This window comes from Sorangium sp. So ce327 (genome assembly GCF_051530205.1).
Classification (GTDB): domain Bacteria; phylum Myxococcota_A; class Polyangia; order Polyangiales; family Polyangiaceae; genus Sorangium; species Sorangium cellulosum_B.
Genome location: NZ_CP150330.1, coordinates 12,378,123 through 12,403,339 on the forward strand (window position 1 = coordinate 12,378,123; position 25,217 = coordinate 12,403,339).

The following is a 25,217-nucleotide window of genomic DNA, read 5'->3' on the forward strand; positions in this document are numbered from 1 at the left end:
CATCGTCCTCTGCAGTTCAACGGGGGGGTTCGATCATGCGCGCTCACGCGACACAGGCACGTCTGTCCCACGCACCGGGGGAGCTCCCGCGCGAGCTCCCCGCGCTCGATCTCGCGACCGATCGCCCACGCCCGCCCGCGCCTTCGCCATCTCGCGCGTCGGCGTCGCGAGAGCTGCCGCCTCGGCTCGCCCTGGAGCTCGACCGCGTGCGACGGGGCTCGGGCGCGACGCTCTTCGTCACCCTGCTCTCCGCTTATGCGGCGCTGCTCTACCGCCATACCGTTCAGAGCGAGATCCTGATCGGGACACCCTGGCCTCGCCGCGGCGGCCGGTGGGGCTGGCGCGCGGCGCCAGGGCCTCGCCATCCGCTCGTCGTTGGCGCCCGCATCGACGAGGAGCTCGGCTTTCGAGACCTCCTCGCGCAGATCGCCGCGCAGATCGCCTCGGCCGAGGCCCGCCGCCACGTGCCTCTGGACAAGCCGCTCGCGGGGCTCGGGGCGGCGGAGGACACAAGCGATCACCCTGCGTTCCAGACCACGTTCGAGCTCGTGCGACCCGCGGATGCCCTGCGCCGCGCCGCGATCAGGGCGGCGACAGCGGCGCGGCGCTCGCGCACCCGCCCGGCCGCGCCGGTCGATCTGTCGCTGTCCGTCACGGCGCTGGAGCGAGGGCTCGTCGCGACGATGACGTACAGCACCGACGTGTTCGATCCCGGGACGATCGAGCGGATGCTGGATCACCTCGGTCTCCTGCTGGCGGGCGTCGCGGAGGACGCCGAGCGGCCGATCGCCGAGATTCCGCTGCTCACGCCGGAGGAGCGGCGCCGGATGACCGTCGTCTGGAACGCGACGCAGACGGCCTATCCGCGCGACGCGTGTGTTCATGCGCTCTTCGAGGAGCACGTCGCGCGGACGCCCGACGCCATCGCCGTCATCGAGGGCGACAAGGCGCTCACCTACCGCGAGCTGAACCGCCGCGCCAACCGGCTCGCTCATCGGATCTCGGCGCGCCGCGCCGGTCCCGACCTGCGCGTGGCCGTCCTCGTCGAGCGATCGTCGAGCGCGCTCGTCGCCCTGCTCGGCGTCCTCAAGGCCGGCGGCGCCTACGTGCCCCTCGATCCGAGCACGCCAGACGAGCGGCTGCGCTTCATGCTGGAGGACGCGGCGGTGGGCCTCGTCGTCGGGCAGCGAGCGCTGGTGACACGGCTCGACTTCCGCGGGGACGTCATGTGCCTCGACGAGGACGACGGCGCGCCCGGCGATGACAGAAACCCCGCCATCCCTGCTTCCGCGACCGATCTCGCCTACGTGATGTTCACCTCGGGCTCGACCGGTAGGCCCAAGGGCGTGGCCGTCCCGCACCGAGGGGTCGTCCGCCTCGTACGGGACACCGGGTATGTCGCGTTCGGGCCGTCGGATCGCGTGGCGCACGCCTCCAGCCTCTCCTTCGACGCGTCGACGTTCGAGATCTGGGGCGCGCTGCTCAACGGCGCTTGCCTCGTCATCGTGTCTCACGAGACGCTGCTGTCGCCGGAAGGGATGCCCGCGCTCCTCCGGCGAGAAGGCATCTCCGTCCTGTTCCTGACCACGGCGCTCTTCCACCACCTCGCGCGAGTGAGCCCGGACGCGTTTCAGGGGCTCTCCTACCTCGTCGTCGGCGGCGACGTGCTCAATCCGAAGCTGTCCAGGGAGGTGCTCCTGAAAGGCGCCCCGAAGCACCTCGTGAACGGCTACGGTCCGACCGAGAACACGACGTTCTCCACAACTCACCTCGTGCGCGTGGTCCCCGAGGGCGCCTCCCGCGTGCCGGTCGGACGGCCCATCGCGAACACGCGCGCCTATGTCCTGGACCGCCGGCTCCAGCCGGTGCCGGTGGGCGTGCCCGGTGAGCTCTACGTCGCCGGCGACGGGCTGGCCCGAGGCTACCTGAACCGACCTGATCTGACCGCCGCGGCGTTCGTCCAGAACCCCTTGCCCGAGGAGCCGGGAGAGCGCCTGTACAAGACGGGCGATCAGGTCCGTTATCTGGCCGATGGATCGCTCGACTTCCTGGGCCGGATCGACTGCCAGGTGAAGATCCGTGGCTTCCGCGTCGAGCTCGGGGAAATCGAGGCGGCGCTGTGCGCGTGCCCCTCCGTGCGTGAGGCCGTGGTCGTGCTCCACGAGCACGCGCCCGGCGACATGCGCCTCGTGGCGTACGTCGTCTCGGATTTCGGCCTGAGCGGCCCTCCGTCGCGCCCCGCGGGCGCGGATCATCGATGGCAGGGAGCGGAGGTCGGCGTGGACAGCAGCGGCCCCGCGAGCAGCGGCCCCGCGTCCCGCGACCTGTCGAGGAGCCTGCGCCGGTCTCTGCAGGAGAAGCTGCCCGACTACATGATCCCGGCCGCGTTCGTCGTGGTGCCCTCGCTGGCGCTCACCGCGACAGGGAAGGTCGACCGCCGGGCGCTGCCGCCGCCCGGCGCCGGCCGGCTGCACACCGGAGCGCCGGAGAGCACCCGCACTCCGATCGAGCGCCGGGTGGCCGAGATCTGGGCGTCCGTCCTCCATACCGACCGCCCGGAGGTGGACGATGACTTCTTCGAGCTCGGCGGAAACTCCCTGCTCGCGGCGCAGGTGCTCCTCCAGGTGCGGACGGTCTTCCACGTCGACGTGCCCGCGCGCCGGCTGTTCGAGTCACCCACCCTGGCGGGGCTCGCCCGCGCCGTCGAGGAGGCGCGGCGCTGGAAGGCGCGCGGCGCCGCGGCGTCGATGGGCGCCATCGACCTCCGCGCGGAGGCCGCCCTCGCTCCCGACATCCGCCCTTGCGGCTCGTTCGTCGACACGGGCGCTCCGCCTCGCCATGTCTTCCTCACCGGCGCCACGGGGTTCCTGGGCGCCTTTCTCGTGCGCGAGCTCCTCACGCAGACGCGCGCCACGATCCATTGCCTGGTCCGCGCTCCCGACGCCGCCGCAGGCCTGGCCAGGCTCCGGCGGACCTTGGAGGCCTATTCGCTCTGGGAGCCCGCGGCGAGCGCGAGGATCGTCGCCGTGCCCGGCGACCTGAGGGAGCCGCTGCTCGGGCTCACCCCGGCTTGCTTCGAGGCGCTCGCGCAGCGCGTCGACGCGATCTACCACGCTGGCGCCGAGGTCAATTACATCAAGCCGTACGCGTCCCACAAGGCGGCGAACGTGCTTGGGACACAGGAGGTCCTGCGGCTCGCTTGCCTGGGCCGGACGAAGCCCGTGCATCACGTCTCGACGATCGGGGTCATCGGCCAGATCGGCTATTTCACCGGCGCCCAGACCGTGCGGGAGAGCGACGACCTCGATCGCTGGGTGGACCACCTCCACACGGACATGGGGTATTCCCAGAGCAAGTGGGTCGCGGAGAAGCTCGTGTGGATCGCGCGCTCGCGCGGGGTGCCCGTCACCGTCTTCCGCCCCGGGTCCATCCTGGGTCACAGCCAGACGGGCGCCGCCAACGTGACCGACTTCGTGAGCAGAATGATCAAAGGCTGCGTCGAGATGCGCTGCGCCCCCGACCTGCCCGCGCAGAGCAAGGAGCTCGTGACGATCGACTACGCCAGCCGGGCGATCGTGCACCTCTCGTGCCTACCGGGCTCGCTCGGGAAGGCGTTTCACCTGGTGCCCCCGCCGCCTCGGCGGCTCGATCTGAACGGCTTCTTCGATCTGCTCGTCTCCCGCGGCTATCCGCTGGCACGGCTGCCTTACGCGCCATGGTGCGAGCAGCTGCTGGCGCGGGTACGGCGCTCGGTCGACAGCCCGTTCCTTCCCCTCCTGCCGATGCTGACCGAGAAGGTCCACGGCGACCTGACCCGATGGGAGCTGTACGCGCGGATGCCCGCCTTCGACTGCCAGAACACGATCGAGGGGCTGGCCGGCACGGCGATCGCGTGTCCCCCCATGAACGCCCGGCTGCTGGACACGCTCCTGGCGTATTACCTGCGCAGCGGGCACCTGCTCGCCCCGGCGCCGGCCGAGAGCGGCGTGCGCCAGGCCGCGCCGAGGGCCCGCAGCCCGCTGCGATGGCAAGACGTCGCGCGCCTGCCGCGGCGGGGCGCGACCGGCTGACCGCGCCTCCCACGCGCTCCACGCGCCCCTCGCGGAGGGCGGGGCCGACTACCCGCGATCCTCTTCCCGACGCACCTTCACCGCGCAGGCCTTGTACGACGGCTGCCGGGAGTACTGGTCGAAGGCCGGGAACGTCAGCTTGTTCGTGATCTCGTAGTGCATGGGCACGAAGATCTCCCCGGGCTTCACCGAGTTCGTGACGAACGCCCGCGCCTTGATCTCCGCGCGGCGGGAGGCGATGACCACCCACTCGTTCATCTCGATACCGATCTTCTTCGCGTCGACAGGGCTCAGCTCGACGTAGATCTCCTTCGGATAGAGCCGCTGCAGCACCGCCGACTTCTTGGTCCGCGTCTGCGTGTGCCACTGGCTGGAGCTCCCTCGCCCCGTGAGCAGCGTGAACGGATACTGCTCGTCGGTCGGCTCCGGCAGCTGGCGGGGCGCCTGGAAGGCGAACTTCGCCTTCTGATCCGGGCGGTAGTACTGGCCGTCCTCGAACAGCCGCCGCTCGTTCGTCTCGAAGGTTGCCCCCTCGGGGTAGGGCCACTGGATGCCGCCGCGCTCGTCGAGCATCGTGTAACCCTCGATGCCCGTGATGTCGCACGGCTGCCCCTTCGAGAGCCGCTTCATGATCTGAAAGACCGCCTCCGGGCTCTTCCACTCCTTGAACAGCTCGCCGCAGCCCCAGTACTGGGCGACCAGCTGGAAGATGTGAAAGTCCGCCAGCGCCTGGCCCGGGGCCCGCGAGACCTTCTTGACGAGGCCGATGCGCCGCTCCGAGTTGATGAACGTGCCCTCCTTCTCGGCCCACGAGGCCGCCGGGAGGACGAGGTGGGCGCGCTCCGCCGTCTCCGTCGTCGTGTACATGTCCTGCACCACGAGGAACTCCAGGCGGCCGAGGAGCTCGTGCAGATCCTCCTGGTTGATCCAGGAGTGGGCCGGGTTCGTCGCGATGATCCAGAGGCCCTTGATCTTCCCCTTCAAGATGCCTTCGATGATCTGGTCGTAGGCCAGGCTGTTCCGGGTCGGGATGACCTCCTCCGGAATGCCGAGGATCTCGGCGATCTTCTTCCGGTGCTCCTCCTTCGTGAAGTCGTGGCCGGCGAACAGGCCCGTCGTGTTGCTGAACATCCGCGAGCCCATCGCGTTGCACTGGCCCGTGATGGAGTTCGCCCCGGTGCCGGGACGGCCGATGTTGCCCGTCATCAGCGCCAGGTTGATGAGCGACTGCGCGACCCGCACGCCCTCGTGGCTCTGGTTGACGCCCATGGTCCACCAGAACGACACCCGCTTCCCGTTGTGGATCTTCTCCGCGAACGACGCGAGCTGCGCCTCGCTGAGCCCCGTCGCCTCGGAGACCCGCGACGGCGTGAAATCCTCGACGTGGGCCTTGAACGCCTCGAAATCGACGGTGTGCGCCTCGATGTACGCCGGATCGATCCACCCGCGCTGGATGAGGATGTGGGCGATTCCGTAGAACAGCGTCAGATCCGACTTCGGCGCGAGCGCGTAGTGCGCCGTCGCGGCCATCGCCGTCTCGGTCTTGCGCGGATCCACGACGAGGATCTCGGGGCGGTTCTTGTTCTTGCAGAGCCGCTCCCACATGATCGGGTGGGCGATGCAGAGGTTCGAGCCGACGAGCACCACGACGTCGGACTCCTCGAAATCGCGGTACGTGTAGGGCGGCGCGTCGAACCCGAACGCCTCCTTGTACGCGACGACCGACGTCGCCATGCACTGCCGGGTGTTGCCGTCCCCGTGCAGCATGCCCATCCCGAACTTCGCGAGCGCCCCGAGGAAGGCCATCTCCTCGGTGACGATCTGCCCGGTGCTGATGAAGGCGACCGACTCCTTGCCGTGCGCCTCCTGGATCGCCTTGAACCGATCGACGAACGTGCGGAGCGCGACGTCCCACTCCACGCGCTCCAGCTTCCCGCGCGCGTTCCTGAGGAGCGGCGTCGTCGCGCGATCGGTCGCGCGGAGCGGCGTGAGCGCCTCCCAGCCCTTCGGGCACGCCATCCCGAGGTTCACGGGATAGTCCGTGTTGGGCGAGAGGTTGATCGCCTCCCCGTCCTTGAGGTGCACGTTCAGCCCGCACCCGGTCGAGCAGAACCCGCACACGACCGTCGTCGTCTGGTCGGGCTTGAGCCGCGCAGGCACCCTCCCGAGGCCGAACTCGCCGGGCGTGAGCAGCAGCTCGCGCGTCAGCGGCCCGTTGCGCTGCAAGAGGAGGTTGTCCGCCTGCTTGGGCGCCGGAGACGTCTTCTTTGGATCGGTGGTCGTCATCAGGAGAGCCCTCCGGGCATCTTGGAGGCGGGCGCCGCTGCGAAGAAGAGATACCGCTCGAGGAACTCGCCCGCGAGGCAGAACAGGAACGCCACGACCGCCATCGCCATCAGAACTTCAGAGCTCACGCCGCTGTTCGGCGCCGAGAAGAGGCTGAGCGCCGGCAGGACGATGCCGCCGAGCGCCCCGCAGGCGAAGCGCCAGCCCGTCGCGCCCTTCAGCTCCCCCGTCATCAGGATCGCGCTCCGCTTGAGCGTCGAGTGGCTCCGCTTCCGGAGGTGCCGGAACATCGAGAGCTCCACGAGCAGCTTGAGCGCCGTCACAACGCACAGGAACGCGCTCAGCGCGCGGAAGCCCCGGGTCAGGAGCAGCGCCGCGTGCTCGGCGCTCAGGAGCAGCCCGATCATCAGGACCGTCGAGCTCCCGAGGATGGCCGCCGTCGTCGCGAACTTGAAGCCCGTCAGCGCCCCGCGCCAGTGCTCCCGCTGCGTCGCGGCGTACACCATCACCGAGCAGAAGACCCCGAGGATCCCGCTCAGCGCGACCGCATACGAGAGCGGCGCCTGCAGGTGCTCGATGGGGGGCAGCGCCGAGAGCACGGGGAGCGCCGGGAGCGCAGGCAGCCAGAACGACGCCGCGTACAGCGTCGCGGCCCCGGCGAAGAGCGAGAACCCCAGGATCTCCCGGCTGAGCCACGACGTCTTGAGCCCCAGGAAGGCCCGGAACGCGAACTGCGGCCGGCCAAGGTGAAAGAGGCTCGCCTTCAGCGCGGCGATCCCGAAGACGAGCGCGAACGTGGCGCTGTGGCCGCCGAAATCCCGCGTCGCCTGCGCGCCGAGCAGCTCGTTGAGGGCCAGGCTCACGCAGAACGCGCCCACCGAGAGCTGCGTCAGCACGAGCATCGCGACGAGCGGAGGGTGCGAGTGCTCCCGGCTCACCTGGTAGAAGTCCGCGGGGAGCATGTTGCGCGGCAGCGACTTCTGCGTCTTGTAGGTCGTCGTCGGGATCGTGATCTCCGGCGCCGCCGCCCCCGGCAAGAACAGGCTCGTCTGGCTCTCTTGCACGGCCTGCTGCTGGTCGACCATCGTGATCCGGATGGCGCCGTTCGGGCACGACTGCACGCACGCCGGGGCCTCGTCGTTGGCCAGCCGATCGCTGCACATGTCGCACTTGCGCACGATCCCCCGCTCCGGGTTGAACTTCGGAGCGTCGTAGGGACACATCAAAATGCAGTACTGGCAGCCGATGCACTGGTCATCGAGGTGCTTGACGATGCCGGTGATCGGGTCCTTCTCGTAGGCCTTGACCGGGCATCCCGTCATGCACGCCGGGTCCAGGCAGTGGTGGCACGCCGTCGTCACGCTCTGCTGCGCCGGCGTCTGGGGCGTGCCGCCGTGGAGGAGCCCGACGGAGCGCCACACCTCGTTGTCGTCGAGGCCGTTCAGGCTGTGGCAGGCGGTGACGCACGCCTTGCAGGCCGTGCACGCGTCGAGGTCGACCTCGAAGCCGTACTGCTGCCCGGGCTTCGGCTTCTCGAGCGGGATCAGGTCGCGGTAGTACTTGGACTGCGCCGGGAGCGCGTGCTCCTCGTGCATCCTGGAGAACTTCTCGACCGCCGTGAGCTTCTGCTGGTCGGCCAGGAGCGAGTCCAGCAGGCTCTTGTTGTTGTCGTGGATCTTCGGCGTCGAGTTGACGATGGGTAAGCGAAAGTGAGTGTCCGAGACCTTAGCAACGCTCATCGAAATTCCCTGTCTACCCGGCGCGGAAGCCCAGCCCCGAGAACTCCAAGAGAGACACCGCGAACGGCGGCGCGCCCGCCGCACGGAAGCGCCTGGCGCTGGCTCGCCAGGTCATCCCGTCAGCTCGCCGCCGCGCGCGGCTCCGCCGCGGCCTGGATCTCGACCCGCCCGTTCCGGACGCGGGTGGGATACACGGGGATGAGCACGTTCGGGTCGTCCAGGCACTGACCCGACCGCAGATCGAAGTTCTGCTTGTAGATCGGAGAGGCGATCTTGGGCACGCCCCCCTTGTCCCCGACGATGCCGCGGGAGAGGACGAACGCCTTGCTGAACGGGTCGAAGTTGCTGATGGCGTAGATCTCCTCGCCCTCGCCGACCCGGACCACCGCGATCTGGCGCTTCCCGACGAGCGCGCAGACCCCCGTGTTCGGGATGATGTCCTCTACCCCGCAGACGTCGACCCAACCCTGGGCCGTGGTCTCGCTCCGAGGCGCCTTCGAAGTGTGCAGCTCGCTCATGACGGTTTCCCTCAGACAAGGCCCCTCGGCCCCGCTGTCAGATCATCTCCTCGACGAGGTTCGACTTCTCCTGCCACGCCGCGGGGCGGTGCTGCGCGCGCTCGCTGACGAACACGATGCTCCGGTCCGGCTCGCCGACGTTCACGAACTGGCGGAACTGCTTGAGCTTCTCGGGGTCGTTGACCGCGGCCTTCCACTCGCACTCGTAGGTGGCGATGAGGTGGGCCATCTCCTTCTCCAGCTCGTCGCAGATGCCGAGCGAGTCCTCGATGATGACCTGGCGGAGGTAATCCATGCCGCCCTCGAGGTTGTTGAACCACACCGACGTGCGCTGGAGCCGGTCCGCCGTGCGGATGTAGAACATCAGGAACCGATCGAGGTACTTGATGAGCGTCGCCTCGTCGAGATCCGAGGCGAAGAGCTGGGCGTGCTGGGGCTTCATCCCGCCGTTGCCGCAGAGGTAGAGGTTGTAGCCCTTCTCCGTCGCGATGATGCCGAAGTCCTTGCCCTGCGCCTCGGCGCACTCGCGCGCGCAGCCGGACACCGCGGACTTGAGCTTGTGGGGGCTGCGCAGCCCCTTGTAGCGGTTCTCGACCGCGACCGCGAAGCCCACCGAGTCCTGCACGCCGTAGCGGCACCAGGTGCTGCCGACGCACGACTTCACGGTGCGCAGCGACTTGCCGTACGCGTGCCCCGACTCGAAGCCGGCGGCGATGAGCTCGCGCCAGATGTCGGGCAGCTGCTCCAGCCGCGCGCCGAACAGGTCGACGCGCTGGCCGCCGGTGATCTTCGAGTACAGGTTGTACTTCTTCGCGACCACCCCGAGGGCGATGAGCTGATCCGGCGTGATCTCGCCGCCCGCCACGCGCGGGACCACCGAGTAGGTGCCGTCCCGCTGGACGTTGGCCAGGTAGCGATCGTTCGTGTCCTGCAGCGGGAGGTGCTTCTTGCTCAGGATGTGCTCGTTCCACGTCGACGCGAGGATCGACGCCACCGCGGGCTTGCAGATCTCGCAGCCCTTGCCCTGGCCGTGGCGGGCGAGCAGGTCGTCGAACGTCTTGATCTGGTGGATCCGGACGAGGTGATAGAGCTCCTGGCGCGAGTGGTTGAAGTGCTCGCAGATGTAGTTGTTGACCGCGACGCCGGCCTTCTTGAGCTCCTTCTTCAGGATGTCGGAGATCAGCGTCGTGCACGATCCGCAGCCCGTGCCGGCCTTGGTGTGCGCCTTGATGCCGGCGACCGTGACGTGCTTGTCGTCGCAGATGGCCGAGCAGATGGCCTTCTTCGTGACGTTCAGGCACGAGCAGATCATCGCGGTGTCGGGCAGCGCGTCGACGCCGAGGCCCGCCGGCTTGGCGCCGTCCCGCGCCGTGACGATGAGATCCTCCGGGTGCGGCGGGAGGACGATCTTGTTCTGCACGAGCTGGAGCAGCTGGCCGTAGTTCGCGGCGTCGCCGACCAGGATGCCGCCGAGGAGGAGCTTGCCGTCCCCGCTGACGACGAGCTTCTTGTAGACGTTCGACGTCGCGTTCATGAAGCTGAGCACGCGCGCGCCCTGCTGGGTCGCGAACGCGTCGCCGAAGCTCGCGACGTCCACGCCCATCAGCTTGAGCTTCGTGCTCATGTCGAAGCCGCTGAAGGTCTCCTTCCCGCCGGTGATGGCGTCGACCGCGACCTTGGCCATGTGGTAGCCGGGCGCCACCAGGCCGTAGAGCTGGCTGTTGTAGCTGGCGCACTCGCCGATGGCGTAGATGTCCGGGTCCGACGTCTGACAGCGCTCGTTGATGGCGACGCCGCCGCGGTTCCCGAGCGCGAGATCACACGCCCTCGCGAGCTCGTCCCGCGGGCGGATACCGGCCGAGAAGACGATCATGTCGGTCGAGAGCTCGCTCTGGTCGGCGAAGACCATCCTCGCCACGCGGCCGTGCTCCGCGACGATCTCCGTCGTCGACTTGCTCGTGTGCACGTTCACGCCGAGCGACTCGATCTTCGCCCGGAGGATCGCGCCGCCGGCGTCGTCGACCTGGAGGGCCATCAGGCGCGGCGCGAACTCCACGACGTGGACCTGGAGGCCCATGTTCTTGAGCGCGTTGGCCGCCTCCAGCCCGAGCAGGCCGCCGCCGATGACCGTGCCGACCTTCGCGACCTTGGCGTAGGCGTCCATGGCCTCGAGGTCGTCGATGGTGCGGTAGACGAAGCAGCCCTTCGCGTCTTTGCCCTTGATCGGCGGGACGAACGGATACGAGCCGGTGGCGAGGATGAGCTTGTCGTAATAGACCGTCTTCCCCTTCGCCGACGTCACCGCCTTCTTCCGCCGATCGATCGAGACGGCCTTGTCGTTGAGGTGGACCTGAATGCCCGCCTCCTCGTAGAGGCCGGGCTTGACCATCGAGAGATCGTCGGCCGATTTGCCGTTGAAGAAGGCGGACAGGTTCACCCGGTCGTAGGCGAGCCGCGGCTCCTCGCAGAAGGTCGTGATGTTCCACTCGCGCAGGAAGCCACCGAGAACCATGTTCTCGATGAACTTGTGCCCGACCATGCCGTTGCCGATGACGAGGAGGTCCTTCTTCTTGCTCATGAAACCCACCTTTGGACCCGGTGAGTCCTTCTCACCGTCACTGCCGCGCTGCCGTCCGAACCAGGCGTCAGCCACAGTCCCGGACCAAAAACTGTGTACTGTGGGCTCTGTTTCGCAACTGTTTCGCAGGAATAAATTGTCGGCCCGACGGCGCGCTGGGCCTCTTACACAAAGGCCTCTGCCACCTCATGCCACCTCTGTTTCATGCATGTTTCGCGGCTTTTGACGGGCACAACAAGGCCCGGAGCGCGTCAGCCCGCGTCAGCGTCGATGAAAGGAAATGGGCGCAGCGTTCAGAACTGGAAGAGCCTGTTTCAGCGATGTATCGCGCGCCTGGCGGGAGGCGCGGCTGCATTGCACTTCTGAAATGGAGCGCGGGCCAATCAGCCGCGCGGGGCGGCTTCGGCGAGCAGGGACAGGAGCTGCTCCGTCGCGACCGGCTTGGTGAGGTGCGCGTCGAAGCCGGCTTCTCGCGAGCGGCGGCGGTCCTGGTCTTGCCCGTAGCCGGACAGGGCGGCGATGTAGGAGCGCGTGAGCTCGGGCTCGGCGCGCAGGCGCCGGACGACCTCGTAGCCGTCCATCCCGGGCAGGCCGATATCGAGCAGGACGAGATCGGGCTTCGACGCCCGCGCGGCCTCGAGCGCCGCCGGGCCGTCGTGGGCCATCGAGACGGCGTGGCCGTGGAGCTGGAGGACGCGCCGGAGGCCGTCGGCGGCGTCGACGTTGTCGTCGACGAGGAGGACGTGGAGGGCGCGCGGCGCGGCGCGCGGAGGGGCGGCGCCGGGCGCTTTCGGAGCGGGGGCTTCGGCGGGCGCGCTCGGCGCGCCGGCGAGCGGGAGCCAGACGCTGATGGCCGTCCCCTCGCCGGGGCCCCCGCTCAGCGCCTCGACGCGGCCGCCGTGCAGCTCGGCGAGCCGCTTGACCAGCGTGAGCCCGATCCCGAGGCCGCCCTGGGAGCGGTCCAGCGTGCGCCGGGCCTGCATGAACGGCTCGAAGACGCGCGGGAGCAGCTCGGCGGAGATGCCGACGCCGGTGTCGGTCACCCGGATCCGCGCGTCGCCGTCGATCGCGGCGCAGGCGAGCGAGACGCGGCCGCCGGGGTTCGTGTACTTGATCGCGTTGTTGAGGAGGTTCACGACGACCTGCTCGAGCCGGACGCGGTCGCCGTGCACGAAGACGCCCGGATCCACCGACAGGACGAGATCGTGCCCGCGCTGGACGAGCAGCGGGCGGACCGACTCGACGGCGGCCTCGACGACCGAGGCGACGTCGAGCCGCTCCCGCTTCAGCTCGATCTTGCCCCGCGTGATCCTGGAGACGTCCAGGAGATCGTCGACGAGCCGGACGATCGTCTTCACCTGCCGCTCGAGGGTCGCCAGGATCTGCCGGTCGTCGCGATCTACGCGCTCGCCGGCGCTCATCTGGGCGCTCATTTGCAGGAGCTCGAGGCCGGTGGTGAGGGGCGCCAGCGGGTTGCGGAGCTCGTGCGACAGCATCGCGATGAACTCGTCCTTGCGCCTGTCCGCCTCGTGGGCCTCGCGGTAGAGCCGGGCGTTCTCGAGGGCGGCGCGCCGCTCGCGCTCGACGAGGGCGGTGCGCTCCTCGTGCAGGCGGGCGCGCTCCATGGCCTGCGCGCACTGGCGCGACACCGCGACCAGGAACTCCTGCTCTTCCTGGTCGAACGGGCGCGGCTCCGCGAAGCTCAGCCCGAGCACGCCGATGGGCCGCTCCTGGACCACGAGCGGGAGACAGCAGAGCGACACGGTCGCGCCGGACAGCACGGCGCTCGCGATGCGCGGGTAGCGGGCTGAGCACTCCTCGCGCGAGCGCAGCCAGACGGGCGCGCCGGTCCGCAGCGCGTCGGTGAGCGGGAGGGCGGCGTCGAGGGGCATCTGCCGGAAGCGCTCGACGGTCTCGCGCCCGTAGCCGACCTCCTTGAGGCACTCGAGCCCGTCGCCGGCCGTCACGACGATGGTCCCGGCGTACGCGCCCGCGGCGGCGACGCCGATGTCGACGACGACCTGCGCCACGGCCTCGCTGGTGAGCGCGTCGGCGAGCGCCGCGGTGATCCGCTGGAGGCCGGCCATGCGCTGCGCCGCGCGCTCGGCGGCCCGGCGCGCCTCCTGCTCGGCCAGGAAGCGCCGCCGCGCCTCGGACTCGGCGTCGCGGGCCATGTCGTAGAGGCGCACGCGCTGCAAGGCCACCTCCATGCGCTGCGAGAGCTGCTCGGCGAAGGCGAGATCGGCGGCGTCGCAGGTGCGATCCACCTCTGCGGACGCGAGCGTGAGCGCCGCGAGGACGCACCCGTCGCCGCGAATGGGCACGATCACCGCGGAGCGGCAGCCGAGCTCGCGCAGGGCGGCGAGGTGGTCCGCGCCGGCCAGCGCGTGGTCGGCGAGGTCGGGGAGGAGCCGGCCGTGGCCGCCGTGGAGCACCTCGTGCAACAGGGACGTCCTCGTCCCGGGCTCCGGCAGGGGGCGGCCGAGCCGAGCCAGCCGTGCTGCGAGCTCCGCCTTGCCCGGATCGGCGTGCGCGACGACCCGCGCGTGGACGGAGCCGTCGGGGTCGAGCGTGTGGATGGTGCACAGATCGGCCACCGAGGTGACGGCGAGGGCCGCGACGCGCCGGAAGCCCGCGTCGCGGCCCTGCGCCGGATCGAGGGCGGCCGACGCGTCGGCCAGGAAGCGCCGCGCGTCCTCGGCGCGCTTCTGCTCGCTGACGTCCGAGACGAGCGCGAAGAAGCCGCGCACGTCGCCGCTCGCGCCGAGGTGGGGGATGTACTGGATGCGCACGTGGCGCCGGCCGCCCTTCCGGTAGGTGAGCCGCGACTCGAAGTCTTGCGGCCGTCCGGCGAGCACCGCGGTGATGTGCGGCTTCACGGCGGCGTAGGCGGCGTCGCCGATCAGCTCGCGCACCTGCCGGCCGACGATGGAGCCGCTGTCTTCGCCGAACCAGCGCTCGTAGGCCCGGTTGACGACGCCGTAGCGCTCGTCGCTGTCGATATACGAGATGAGCGCCGGCAGGGCGTCCAGCAAGCGCTGGAGCTGCTCGGCTTCCATCGTCACGCTCGGCTCGCCTGCGCTCTTGAGGCCGCTCTCGTGCGCCGTGGCGGGGGCTTCCGGCCTACGCATGTGCGCGTAGGCATATCCGCAATCCTCGCTGATCGCCACTCGCCGGTTCGCTGCGGTCCGGCTCGAGCGTGCTATGGTCGCCGCCGATGCGGATCCTCGTTGTCGGCGCGGGCGCGGTGGGCGGCTATTTCGGGGCGCGGCTCACGCTCGCCGGGGAAGACGTCACCTTCGTCGCGCGCGGCGCGCACGCCGAGGTGATGCGGTCCCGCGGGCTCATCGTCCGCACGCCGTCCGGCGAGCTGCGCACTCCCCCGCTCCGTGTCGCCCCGCTCGACGGGGCGCGCGGGCCGTTCGATCTCGCGCTCATCGCCGTGAAATCGCCGTCGCTCGCCGCGGTGAGCGCGAAGCTCGCCGGGCTGCTCGCCCCGGACGGCCTCGCCGCGCCCCTCCTGAACGGGCTCGACTCCGAGGACGTCGTCGCGCGCGACGTCGGCGCGCAGCGCGTGATCGCCGCGATCGCGTACATGTCCTCGGGCGTCGCCGGGCCTGGCGAGATCGAGACGCTCGCGCCGACGCGCGCCGGGCTCGCGCCCTACCGGCCCGGGCAGGAGGCGCGGGTCGAGGCGACCGCCGCGCTGCTCGAGCGCGCGGGCATCCCGGTCCGCCGCGGGGCGGACCACCGCGCCATGCTCTGGGAGAAGATGGTCTGGAACGCCCCCTTCAATGCGATCTGCGCGCTGACCGGCCAGCGCGCCGGCGTGGTCGCGGAGCGGATGGAGGACCTCACCCGGTCGGCGATGCTCGAGGTGATCGCGGTCGCGCGGGCGGAAGGGGCGGAGATCTCCGAGGCGACAGCGGACGCGATGCTCGCCCTCACGCGCTCCGAGTTCCCGCTCACCGAGCCCTCGATGCTGCAGGACGTGCGGGCCGGCCGCGCGACGGAGGTCGATATCCTCCAGGGCGCGGTGGTCGAGCGCGCGCGCCGGGCCGGGATCGACACCCCGGTGCTGCGCACGCTCGCGACCCTCGTCCGCGGCCTGTCTCCGCGGGCGAGCGCGCCCTCCGCGGGCCGATAGAAGTTGAGCGCGAGGCGCTCATCTCACCTCCTGGAGTCGAGAGGAGAGGAGATGAGATGAGTGCCTGTCTTGAGACGCAGCGATCAGGCGCCGCCGGTGCCGCCGCTGCCGCCCGCGCCGCCGGTGCCGCCCGCGCCGCCGCTGCCGCCGGTGCCGCCCGCGCCGCTGGTGCTGGCCGCGCTGCTGGTGCTGGCCGCACTGCTGGTGCTGCCCGCGCCGCCGGTGCCGCCCGTGCCGTCGCTGCCGCCCGTGCCGCCCGTGCCGCCGGCGCCACCCGCGCCGCCGGCGCCACCCGCGCCGCCGGCGCCACCCGCGCCGCCGGCGCCACCCGCGCCGCCAGTGCCCTCGTTGCTCAGCGGGAACGCCGGGTCGAGGCAGAAGAAGCCATCAGGCGTCTCGGCGCACTCGTCCGGTGCCTTGCACTCGCTGTTGTCCTTGCACGGCACCTTCGTGAAGATGCAGAAGCCGTTGTCCGGGAAACCGATATTTTGGCAGCGGGCGTTCGGCAACAGGCAATCGTCGTGCGCCGTGCACGCCTTGGTGCAGGCGCCGAAGTCGCCGGCGCCGACGATCTCGTCGAACTGGTAGAGGCAGATACCGTTCTCGGACCCGCCGCAGTCGGACTCGAACGGATCGCCGCCGAAGCCGCAGAACTCGGTGCACGCGGTGACGCCGCCGGGGAAGCCCGCGCACCACCCGGCGCACGGGTCCTCCTCCGCGTCGCGGTCGCACGGGGTCCCCATCGGCAGGCCCTCGTGCGGCGTGTCGACGCACGCGTTCTGCCTGGGATCGCAGCTGCGGCCGGAGTCGGAGCACTGGGAGTCGGAGCCGCAGTTCGGCATGCAGACCGTCACGCCCTCCGCATCCTCACAGCGCAGATCTTCGCGGCCGTGGCACTTGAACGGGTCGAGTTCATCGTTGATGAACTCCAGCTCGGGCTCTCCGAAGACGCAGCCCAGGTAACACATGCCCCCGAGGCAGGCGCTGCCCTCGCCTTCACAATCGCCGTCGTCGATGCACTCCATCGTGCAGTACCCGCCCGCAGGACCGACGTCCCCGTCCGACTCCAGGGCGCACACGCCGTCCGGCCCGCAGTCGGCGTCGGCCGTGCAGCGGGTGCCGAGGAACTCGGCCCTGCTCCCGCCCGCGCCTGTGGTCGCTGCGACTCCCGATGACGAGCTCGTGGTCGAAGAGGAAGAGCCGCCGCCTGCGCCCTCGTCCGAATCGTCGTCGCCGCAACCGATGAAGCCTGCAGAGAAGGCGACCGAGGTGAGCAGGATCGCCGAAATGCGTTGCACTTTCATTACTGTCTCCCGAGCCAGGAGGCCCTGCCCACATCGGGCGCGCCTTCATGTGATCTCGGGACGGTAACGGAATCGGTTCGGCTCCGCCATACCGGACGGGCGGGGGCGCGCTCGATGTCACGCTCCGCGGAAAGCCCCCGTGGGAGCGGATGGCGCTCCAGGTGGGCCGGGATCAGGACGTCAGTGCGACGACTGATGGTCTATTTTTCAGGTGATACCCGACTGGACCGCTACGCGGATTTTGTGATTTTTGACGTACCGTACGGCCCTCGGGTCGGCGCCGGTGAGCGGCCAGCGATACCTTGGGTCGATCGCGGGCTCCCGCGCCAATCGCCGTCCGCAGGAATGCGACGCGCTTCTGGCCCGCGGCCACCAGGCCGGCCGGGATCACCGCGCGCGGCGCGGGCGCACAGGCTCGCGCCGCGCGGGCCCGGGCTCCGCGCCGGCGTCGCCGAGCGGCAGCGCGCGCTGCGCGCCGACGTCGTAGATCAGGTGGCCGGCGCCGTCGGGCCGGGCGGCGGGGTTCAGCGCGTGCTGGGCCTGCGCGCCGGGGCCGAGCAGGTGGACGACCGTGAGCCCGCGCGCGACGAGGGCGTCGGCGATGAGGCGGCGGTGACACCGCCACCAGAGCGTCTCGGCGCACAGGAGGGCCATTCGCCGTCCAGCGCGCGCTTCCGCCTCGAGCTCGGAGAGCGCGCGCTGGAACGCGGCGGTCTCCATGTGATCGGCGTAGGCCCGGAAGCTCGCGTTCTCCCAGGCGACGTGCGGCGAGTCGGCCCGCCCGGTCCGCCGTCCGCCGAGGGCGTCGCCGCGGAAGACGTAGGTCACCCCGAGCCGGGGCAGCGCCTCGGCGAGCGCGGCGCGGCCGAGGTGAGGGGAGCGGCTCGATCCCGGGAACCTCCGGACGTCGACCAGCGTGTCGGCCGGCCCTTCGCCGAGCAGCTCGACGAGCTCCTCCAGGCTGCGGGTGCCGTGGCCGACGGTGAAGACGGTGTCCACGGGGAAGAGCTTTGCGCCCCGGCGGCGCGCGGGCAACGCCGGGAGCGGGCGCCCGCGCGCGCTACCCGATGGAGCGCAGCAGATGATCGAGCGCCCGGCGCTCCTCCGCGTCGGTGACCGACCTCAGCGCCCGGTTCACCTCGCCGACGGCGGCCGCCGCCAGCAGCGCGACGGCCGCCGGGTCGGGCGCCCCGCGCGCGCGCAGCCACGCGAGCGCTTCGTGCTCGGTGTTGACGACGATGTGGCTCCGGCTCGCGTCGTAACGGATCGGCCGCCCTGAGCGGCCCTCGACGACGGCGCGCACCGGGGACCCCTCGAGGTTCATCCGGACGATGGCCTCGTGGAGCGCGGCCGCGAGCGGGCTCCCGGCGGCCGCCTCCTGCCCCTCGGGCGTGGCGCCGGGCACCGGCGCCGCCTCGCCGCCGAGCAGGCCGAGCACGCTGCGCCACAGCGCGATCGCCCAGGCCCGCGCGCCGCTCGAGTCGGGCGGCGCCTCCGCGGCGGGCGCCTCCGCGCCGCCGGTGGCCGCGGGCGCCTCCGCGGCGGGCGCCTCCGCGCCGCTCGAGTCGGGCGGCGCCTTCGCGAGGGGCGCCTCCGCGCCGCCGGTGGCCGCGGGCGCCTCCGCGAGGGGCGCCTCCGCGCCGCGGGCGCCCGCGGCGGGAAGGCCCGTCCCGGAGGCAGGCCCGATCTCCTCCGCGATCGCCACGGCCGGGGCGGGCGTCGCCGCGAGGGCGCCGAGCTCGCGCAGCGCGCCGGGGGCGGCGCGGTGGCGCAGCACCTCGACGAGCGGCGAGCCGTCGTCGAGCAGCACGAACGGCGGCTCGCCGTCCGGGAAATCGCCGTCCGCGCTCCCCCGGCGATCGGTGATCCACAGGCAGCCGCTCGCCGCGAGCTCGGCGCGGATCGCCGCCGGGCCGACGCTCTCCCCGGAGGCGGTCTGTGCCGCGAGCTTGCCGCCGGAGAGGCGGCCGAGCAGGTGCAAGTTCCACAGGTACGGCGCCGCGGCCGCCTGATCCGAGAGCTCGGCCGCCATGGAGGCCGCGGCCTCCATGGCGACCTCCGCGATGGCGTCCCAGCGCGCCTCGCGCGGCGGCCACACGAGGAGCCTCCCATCGACCGGCGCGAGCGGGGCCACGCCGGTCGTCCCGGGGCCCACGCCCGCCCCGCAGCGCAGCGCGAGCGGGGTAAAGCCGTCGTCGCCGCCGCCGTCGTCGCGGAGGATCGCCGCCGAGGGCGCGGCGACGAGCACCTCGGGCGCGCGCGGCCACCGCGCGGGCAGCCACAGCGCGCCGATCACGAACAGCGGCCGGGGCCAGGTGGTGGCAACGTCGATCCACCGCGTCGCGAGCGCGTCGTCGGGCGGCGCGAGCCGGGCGCGCAGCCACCGCGCGGCGGCGTCGCGCACCGCCTGCCGGAGCCTCGACGCGTCCCCGCGGCCCTTGAGCCCGTCGAAGGCGCGGTTCGGCTCGAGCGCGTCGTCGTTGACGGCCGCGCACAGGGGCCACCCGTCTCCGGCGTCGAGCGCGCAGAGCGGGCGGCGCCCCACGTGCACCGCGATGCCCGCCGCCCCGGCGTGCTCCGGGGCGAGCAGGCCGATCTCGCCGTGCGCCGGCGGCGCGCCCTCCTGCGCGCCGGCCGGCTGCTCGAAGGGCAGGATCGCGAAGCACGCCGCGCGCGCGGCCGCGTCGAGGCCGACGGCGGCGAGCGGCGGCGCCGTGAGGCGCTCCTCGGCCGCGCGATCGCGCGCGACCGCGTCGGTGATGTCCTTGACGATCACGGCGGTCGCGAGCTGCAGCCGCTCGGGCCTGCTCAGCGCGAGGACCGGCCGCTCGTAGCGCTGCTTCGGGTAGGGCGGCGGCGTCGAGGTGCACAGCCACTCGGCGCGCGGGTCGCGCCGGAGGTCGTCGAGCGACAAGAGGTTCCCCTCGATGTCGTGGAAGAGCGGCGCGCGCGCCGCCTCCGCGACGACGCGCTTGCCCTGGGCCAGCGTCTTCAGGACGGCGCGGCGCGCGTGGCCCCGCGCGAACGGCGGCAGCTCGTCGAAGCGCGGCGCCAGCGCGATCAGGTGGCGGCCAGCGGCCTTCGCGAGGCGCGTCAGGATCGCGCGCGAGGCGTCCCTCGACGGGTCCGCCGCGCCGGCGCGCACGAGGAGGCGGAGCGGGATCGGCAGCTCCACCTCCACGCGCCGCTCCGCGCCGTCGGGGCCGACGAAGCGGGCGTCCGACACCGGCCCCTCGACGATCTCGATCTCGCCCTCGAGCCCCTGCACGCCGAGCGTGGCGACGCTCACCCGCAGCAGCGGGTGCGAGGGCGCGCCTGGCAGCGCGAGCGGCGCGCGCGGCGGGGCAGCGGCCCCGCGCGGGCCCTGCTCCTCCAGCGCCTTGCTGGCGGACGCGCGGCGCTCCTGCTCGGCGGCGGCGCGCTGCCGCCGCGCCGGCACCCCGCTCTGCGCCAGGAGGGCGCGCCCGCCGGCCCACCGCATCAGGGCCGCGCGCTCTCGCGGGTTGCGGGCGACGAGGGGGTGCCAGGAGAGCGTCTCGAAGCCGGGCGCCGCGTCGAGCACCGGGATCGGCGCGGGCGCCGGGTGCGTCGCGTCGAGGGTCTCGAGCGAGCACGCGACCTCCTGGCCGCGCGCGTCGAGCATCCCGAGCAGCGGCAGGCGCCGGATGCGGGCGGCGAGCTCGCTCCGGGCCGCCTCGAGGGGCGCGCTTCCGGGCGCCCGCGCGCGCGCCTGGAGCGCCTGCACGCTGTCGAGAAGGTAGACGCTCACGCGGGCGTCGGGCCTGCCGCGCGGATCGCCCCGCAGGCCGAGCCGCGCGCGCGCCGCGGCGTCGCCCTCCAGCGCGGCCACGAGCGCCTCGAGGAGCGCGCGCTCGACCGCGTGGACGGCGGCGTTGTTGCGTGGCGACAGGAGGCCGTCCCAGCGGCTGTTCGGCGCCGCCGTGTCGTCGTCGATCGCGATGGCGGCGGGGCTGAACAGCGGCGCGGCCTCCAGGGTGGCGAGGGGCCGCGACGCGTGGTGCCACACCTCCACCGTCGCGTCGCTCGGCGTGGCGAGCGCGAGGAAGCCGGGGCCGCTGAGCTTGAGGACCGGCGCGCCGGCGGGGATCGCCCCGAGCCTCTCCAGGGACGCCGCGAGCGCGCGCCGCCGCGCCGGCCCTCGCACCGCGAGCTCGTCCTCGGTGAAGAGCCCCGGGCCGTAGGGGACGATCTCGCGCTCCGGCAGCGCGGCGGCGAGCCAGTCGAGCTCGCGCTGCGAGACGGCGAGCACCATCCTCCGGTCGGCCGCGCGCCCCCGCGCCTCGGGCGGCGCCGTGCAGAGGCCGCGCGTCGTCCGGGAGAGCGCAGAGAGGCCGTTCACGCTCACGAACAACCCCGCCGTGAGCGTGGGCCAGATCCGCGCGTCCAGGAGGCCTTCGAAGCGCTCGAGGGCGAGGCCGTCGTCCGGGGGCGGCGCCGCGCCGCCTCCGCGCCGGGGGCCGCCGTCCCCGGCGCCGAGGCGCTGCGGCGCGCAGAACGCCGCGCCGATCGCGGCGCGCAGCGCGGGCCTCACGCGCGCGAGCTCGCTCTCGGGCGCAGGCGCGGGCGTCGTCGAGCCTGCGCCTGGCCGAGCGTCCCCCGGGTCGAAGAGCCGCTTCGCCTCGCGGTCGGCCGCGGCGATCGCGAGCTTGAGCGCGTGGCGGACGGCGCGCCAGAAGCGCGCGTCGCGCTCGACCCCGTCGTACGCGAACCGCGGCCGCACGCGCCCCTTCCACGCGAGCGCGATCTCGACGGGCAAGGGGACGGCGGCGGGATCGAGCTCCACGGTCTCGAGGTGCCGCCCGTCCACGAACACCCGGACCTCCGCGCCGCGCGGGGGCTCGCGGGCGTCGGCGAAGACCGCGAGCTCGCCGCGGAGCCCGGCGAGCGGCCCTTCGTCCACCTGGAAGGCGTCGCGGAACGCCTGCTCCGGGGAGGGCGGCACGACGGGATCGCCGGTCGCGTGCAGGAGGAACGCCCTGCGGCGCTCGGCGCCGAGCTTCACTTGTTCGATCATGGCCTCGGCGTCGGCGAGCGGGAGCCCGGCGAGGGCGCGCTCGACGAGGCCCCCCGGGCTCCAGACCACGTCGCCGGCCCAGGGGGCGAGCTCCTTCGGGAGCCTCGCGTCGCCGCGGAAGAGGAAGAGCCGCGGCGCATCGTGCGCGTCGAGCGCCGCGAGCGACGTCGGCCGCCCCCGCCCGTCGCGGAGCAGCGGGAGCTCGCGCACGGCCTGCGCCTCGGCGGGCAGCTCGGCGCCCGCCCGCATCGCCCCGGTCGCGACGCAGGCGAAGGCCGCGAGCGCGTCCGCGAGCCGGCCGCGGTCCTCGTCGACGACGAGCGCGCCGTCGGGGACCGCGCCCTCGCCGCAGACGAGCGCGGCGAGGGCCTGGATGGCGTCGAGCAGCGCGCCGGCCGCCGCCTCGCGGAGCCGCGCGCGGAGGGGCGCGTCCTCGCGCACCGCCGAGCGCGACGCGTTGGTGGGCAGCGCGTCCGCGTCGACGACGACGCGGACCGGGAGCTCGACGCCCTGGTAGGGCTCCGAGGGGAACCGCGGGGCGAAGCTCCAGCGCTCGCGGACGAGCCGCACGCCGTGCTCGAGGTAGTCGACGGCGGGGAGGTCCGAGGGCAGGGGAGCGGAGAGGGGCGCGGCGACGGGGCGCGAGCGGGGCGACGAGCTGGCCGGACCTCCTGCGGGCTCGGGGGGCGCGACGATCTCCAGCGCGGCGCGGCGCGCGCCGCGCACGTGGAACGGCACGCGCACGAGCACCTGGAGATCGCTGCTCGGCAGAGCGCGGCGCAGCGGCTCGCCGGCGAGCGCGATCGGGATCGGGAAATCGCCGGTGGCCGCGGCGAGGTGTGCGAGCTCGGGCGGGCTATCGCCCGTGATGGCCCGGCGGAGCACCGACCAGCCGAGCCTCCGCCGCACCTCGATGCGCAGGCCGGCCGCGGGCATTCCGGGCGGCCTCGGGACCTCGTCGCAGGCGGGGCCGGCGGCCGGCGCGGGCGCCTCGGCGGGCGCCTCGATCAGGGCGGGCGTGAAGCGCACGCGCGTGCAGCTCGCGCCGCTGGCCTTGCGGGACGGCCCGGTCGTGAGCAGGTCGACGCGCGCCGGGCGCAGCCCCAGCGCCGCGTTCACGCCGAGCGCGAGCAGGCGGAGCCTCCGGGACGCGGCGTCGGGCGCGGCGTTGAGCACGTGGTCGAGGAGGCGCGCCAGGGCGGGCCCGTCGGGCGGCTCTCCGTCGAAGGTCACGACGACGTCGTCGGCGTCGTAGCGGAGATCGATCTGCGTCGCGCCCCCGGCCGCCGCGGCGCGGACGAGCTCGAGCAGGTAGAGGTCCAGGTCGACGAGCAGGTGCTCCCTGAGCTTCTGGACGGCGCGGCGGGCATCGACGCGGATCGCGCCGCGGGCGACGACCCGGCTCACCGCAGGGGCCCCCTCGGCGCGGGGCGCGCGCCGCCTGCGGGCGCCCTCTCGCCGCGCGCCGCCCCCGCGCGCGGCGGCGGGCTCGCCGAGAGGTCGAGGAGCCGGTCGCTGTCCTCGGGATCGAGCGGCCCCTTGGCCTCGACGAGCAGCGCGCGGGCGAGCAGGTTGCCGGCGGTCACCGCGTCGACGGCGGCGCGCCTGCGCGCGAGGGCCACGGTGTCGCTCTCGATGTTGAGGTAGAGGGCGTGTCCTGGCGGGAAGCGCGCCGCGCGGCGCACGACCTCGCGTGCCGCGTGGCAGCTCTGCTCGGGCCCGGCGCGCTCCCCGCTCCCGGGCAGCAGGAACCCGCTGCGCTGGCGGAGGGCGCCCTCGACCTGGCAGAGGCTCACCCGGGCGACCCCGTGCCGGGCGCGCGCCAGCGCGTCGGCGATCACCTGGAGGAGCGCGGCGTCGGCGGCGTGGGCGCGTTTCGGCTCCTCGCGCTCCTCGCGCTCCTCGCGCACGAGCAGGTAGGCGGCGTGCGCCTTCTCGACGCGCGCCGCCGGGAAGCACCGCTTCAGCAGCGTCCTGGTCGCGGGGTGGTTGCACAGCACGACGGGCAGCCCGCCGCGGGCCATGGCCGCCGTCAGCGCGTCGGATCGCCTGGCCACGAGCAGCGGCTCTCGCCCCGGCGCGAGCGCCCGGAGCCCCGCGCGGCTCTGGTCTCCTGCGACGGGGCTCGCGAGCGGGAACGGGATCTCGTCCGGATCGAGCGCGGTCGGCGGCGACAGCGCTGCCTCCAGCATCGCCGCGTAGGCGGCGGCGCCCTCGGCCTCCCCGGCGGCTGCCGCGGCCGCGGCCTGCGGGAGGCGGGCGGCGAGCTCGCGCCGGAGCGGACCTTTGACGAGCTCCCGCACGCGCGCGATCGCCTCCCAGAAGGCGTCGTCGCGGCGCACGTTATCGCGGCTCAGGGTGTGCTGGAGGTGGGGGCTCATCACCTTGAACCGCACGCCCGAGAGCCCGCTGAAGAGCTCGTCCGCGGTCTCGAACAGGGTGAGCCCGCGGTTGTAGAAGCCGGCGAAGCTCTGGCCGTGCTCGAGGGCGGGGTCCCCGCTCGTGGGCTGCGCGAGGTGCTGAGCGCCGGCGGAGGGGCCGACAACGACGGTGGTCTCTTCCTCGACGGCGGTCACGGAGACGGGCGCTGCGATGGCGAGCGGGGCGTCGATGCGCACGGCGCCCGTCCGGGAGCCCCCCTCGTGGTCTGCGATGCTGAGGGTGATCTCGCGGTCGGCGTGGCGGCACCACCGGCGGAGCGCCGCGTGCGCGCGGCGCGCGTGCTCGACGAACGCCTCCCGGTCGAGCCGCTGGAGCAGGGTCACGCGTGTGCCGCTGCCCTGGCGCGGGCCGGCGTCCTCGAGCTCGTAGCTCGTGTCGCTGTGCAGCCGGAGGAGCCATGCCTGTCCGTCGCACCACGTCTCCACGTCGACCTGCTCCGGCTGGAGGGCGAACACGGAGACGAAGCCGACGCCGTATTTCCCGATCTTCGTCGCGTCGCCTTCCTTCGACGAGTTGAAGAGGGTGAGCAGCGGGCCCTCGATGTCCTCGCGGCTCATGCCGCACCCGTCGTCGGTGACCGAGGTGGCGCACGCGCCGGGCAGCGTCTCGACGCGCACGGCGATCTTCCGCGCGCCGGCGTCCATGCCGTTCTGCACGAGCTCCCGCAGGAAGGCGTACGGGTCGGCGAACTGCTGCACCATGTCGGCGACCGGGCCCGGGGGCGGCGGCGGGGGCGCAGCGCGGTCCTCGCGAGAGGAGCGGTAGGGTGCCATGCGTCCTGCGAGGTTATCACACGGCGGGAGCCGCGGTTGGAGGGGTGCCTGCGGGGCTGGAGGGGTGGAGTCTGTGCGAGAGATCCGGAGTTCTGGGCGGGAGGGCGGGAAGGCTGTTGGGGGGCCTTCGCCGCGCGGCGCTCGGGTCGAGTCCTCTCTTGGTCTAGCGTGAAGCCTTGTGAGCGGATGCCCACCCCCGGCCCGTGCTCGGCGCTCCGCGCCTGCGCGCGGTCCGCCCCTCCCTAATCGCGCGCTCCGCGCGCTCAGGGAGGGGGGCGCCGTCTGGCACCTGCGGTCGGGGTGCGAAGTCCGGAGAAGGGAGCGC

At 72.7% G+C, this 25,217-nt stretch carries 11 protein-coding genes; 2 read left to right on the forward strand and 9 right to left on the reverse strand.

Annotation, left to right across the window (positions count from 1 at the left end; genetic code table 11):
* The first annotated feature begins 35 nt into the window (after window positions 1-35).
* Window positions 36-4,070 (forward strand): non-ribosomal peptide synthetase, encoded by a 4,035-nt coding sequence (locus WME95_RS46415; RefSeq protein WP_437905606.1) that lies wholly within the window; start codon window positions 36-38, stop codon window positions 4,068-4,070.
* 48 nt (window positions 4,071-4,118) lie between these two features.
* On the opposite strand, the gene WME95_RS46420 is transcribed toward WME95_RS46415, so the two are convergent.
* From WME95_RS46420 to WME95_RS46440, 5 genes are all read right to left on the reverse strand, one after another.
* Complete coding sequence (locus WME95_RS46420; protein ID WP_437905607.1) at window positions 4,119-6,356, reverse strand: molybdopterin oxidoreductase family protein; 2,238 nt, start codon at window positions 6,354-6,356, stop codon at window positions 4,119-4,121.
* The gene (locus tag WME95_RS46425; RefSeq protein ID WP_437905608.1) at window positions 6,356-8,095 is read right to left on the reverse strand and encodes a DmsC/YnfH family molybdoenzyme membrane anchor subunit; all 1,740 of its coding nucleotides are present in this window, start codon (window positions 8,093-8,095) and stop codon (window positions 6,356-6,358) included. Before WME95_RS46425 ends, WME95_RS46420 begins: the two co-directional genes overlap by 1 nt.
* 119 nt (window positions 8,096-8,214) lie before the next feature.
* Window positions 8,215-8,613, reverse strand: coding sequence for a nitrite reductase small subunit NirD (gene nirD / locus WME95_RS46430; protein ID WP_437905609.1), 399 nt, complete (start codon window positions 8,611-8,613; stop codon window positions 8,215-8,217).
* Between the two features lie 37 nt (window positions 8,614-8,650).
* Window positions 8,651-11,191 carry a nitrite reductase large subunit NirB gene (gene nirB / locus WME95_RS46435; RefSeq protein WP_437905610.1) on the reverse strand — a complete coding sequence of 847 codons (2,541 nt, stop codon included), beginning with the start codon at window positions 11,189-11,191 and terminating at the stop codon, window positions 8,651-8,653.
* Window positions 11,192-11,574: 383 nt separating this feature from the next.
* Window positions 11,575-14,322 (reverse strand): ATP-binding protein, encoded by a 2,748-nt coding sequence (locus WME95_RS46440; RefSeq protein ID WP_437905611.1) that lies wholly within the window; start codon window positions 14,320-14,322, stop codon window positions 11,575-11,577.
* Window positions 14,323-14,408: 86 nt separating this feature from the next.
* Between WME95_RS46440 and WME95_RS46445 the strand changes: the two genes are divergently transcribed.
* Window positions 14,409-15,338, forward strand: a complete 930-nt coding sequence (locus tag WME95_RS46445; RefSeq protein ID WP_437905612.1) for a ketopantoate reductase family protein — start codon at window positions 14,409-14,411, stop codon at window positions 15,336-15,338.
* Window positions 15,339-15,421: 83 nt separating this feature from the next.
* Here the strand turns inward: WME95_RS46445 and WME95_RS46450 are convergent, their stop codons facing one another.
* The 4 genes from WME95_RS46450 to WME95_RS46465 all read right to left on the reverse strand — a co-directional run bounded on the left by WME95_RS46450 (window position 15,422) and on the right by WME95_RS46465 (window position 24,892).
* A complete protein-coding gene (locus WME95_RS46450) occupies window positions 15,422-16,636 on the reverse strand; it encodes a hypothetical protein (protein WP_437905613.1) in 1,215 nt (404 codons plus the stop codon).
* A gap of 393 nt (window positions 16,637-17,029) precedes the next feature.
* Window positions 17,030-17,641, reverse strand: coding sequence for a DUF488 domain-containing protein (locus tag WME95_RS46455; RefSeq protein ID WP_437905614.1), 612 nt, complete (start codon window positions 17,639-17,641; stop codon window positions 17,030-17,032).
* 61 nt (window positions 17,642-17,702) lie between these two features.
* Entirely contained in the window at window positions 17,703-23,084 is a 5,382-nt protein-coding gene (locus tag WME95_RS46460; RefSeq protein ID WP_437905615.1) for a hypothetical protein, read from the reverse strand.
* On the reverse strand, window positions 23,081-24,892 hold the full coding sequence (locus WME95_RS46465; RefSeq protein ID WP_437905616.1) for an ATP-binding protein: 1,812 nt from the start codon (window positions 24,890-24,892) through the stop codon (window positions 23,081-23,083). The genes WME95_RS46460 and WME95_RS46465 overlap by 4 nt, the downstream gene beginning before the upstream one ends.
* Between the last annotated feature and the right edge of the window lie 325 nt (window positions 24,893-25,217).

What these genes read in the sequence shown, in the direction of transcription:
- nirD (WP_437905609.1), bottom strand. Translation starts at nt 8,613, where the DNA reads ATGAGCGAGCTGCACACTTCGAAGGCGCCTCGGAGCGAGACCACGGCC.
- WME95_RS46440 (WP_437905611.1), bottom strand. Translation starts at nt 14,322, where the DNA reads ATGCGTAGGCCGGAAGCCCCCGCCACGGCGCACGAGAGCGGCCTCAAG.
- WME95_RS46445 (WP_437905612.1), top strand. Translation starts at nt 14,409, where the DNA reads ATGCGGATCCTCGTTGTCGGCGCGGGCGCGGTGGGCGGCTATTTCGGG.
- WME95_RS46415 (WP_437905606.1), top strand. Translation starts at nt 36, where the DNA reads ATGCGCGCTCACGCGACACAGGCACGTCTGTCCCACGCACCGGGGGAG.
- WME95_RS46425 (WP_437905608.1), bottom strand. Translation starts at nt 8,095, where the DNA reads ATGAGCGTTGCTAAGGTCTCGGACACTCACTTTCGCTTACCCATCGTC.
- WME95_RS46465 (WP_437905616.1), bottom strand. Translation starts at nt 24,892, where the DNA reads ATGGCACCCTACCGCTCCTCTCGCGAGGACCGCGCTGCGCCCCCGCCG.
- nirB (WP_437905610.1), bottom strand. Translation starts at nt 11,191, where the DNA reads ATGAGCAAGAAGAAGGACCTCCTCGTCATCGGCAACGGCATGGTCGGG.
- WME95_RS46420 (WP_437905607.1), bottom strand. Translation starts at nt 6,356, where the DNA reads ATGACGACCACCGATCCAAAGAAGACGTCTCCGGCGCCCAAGCAGGCG.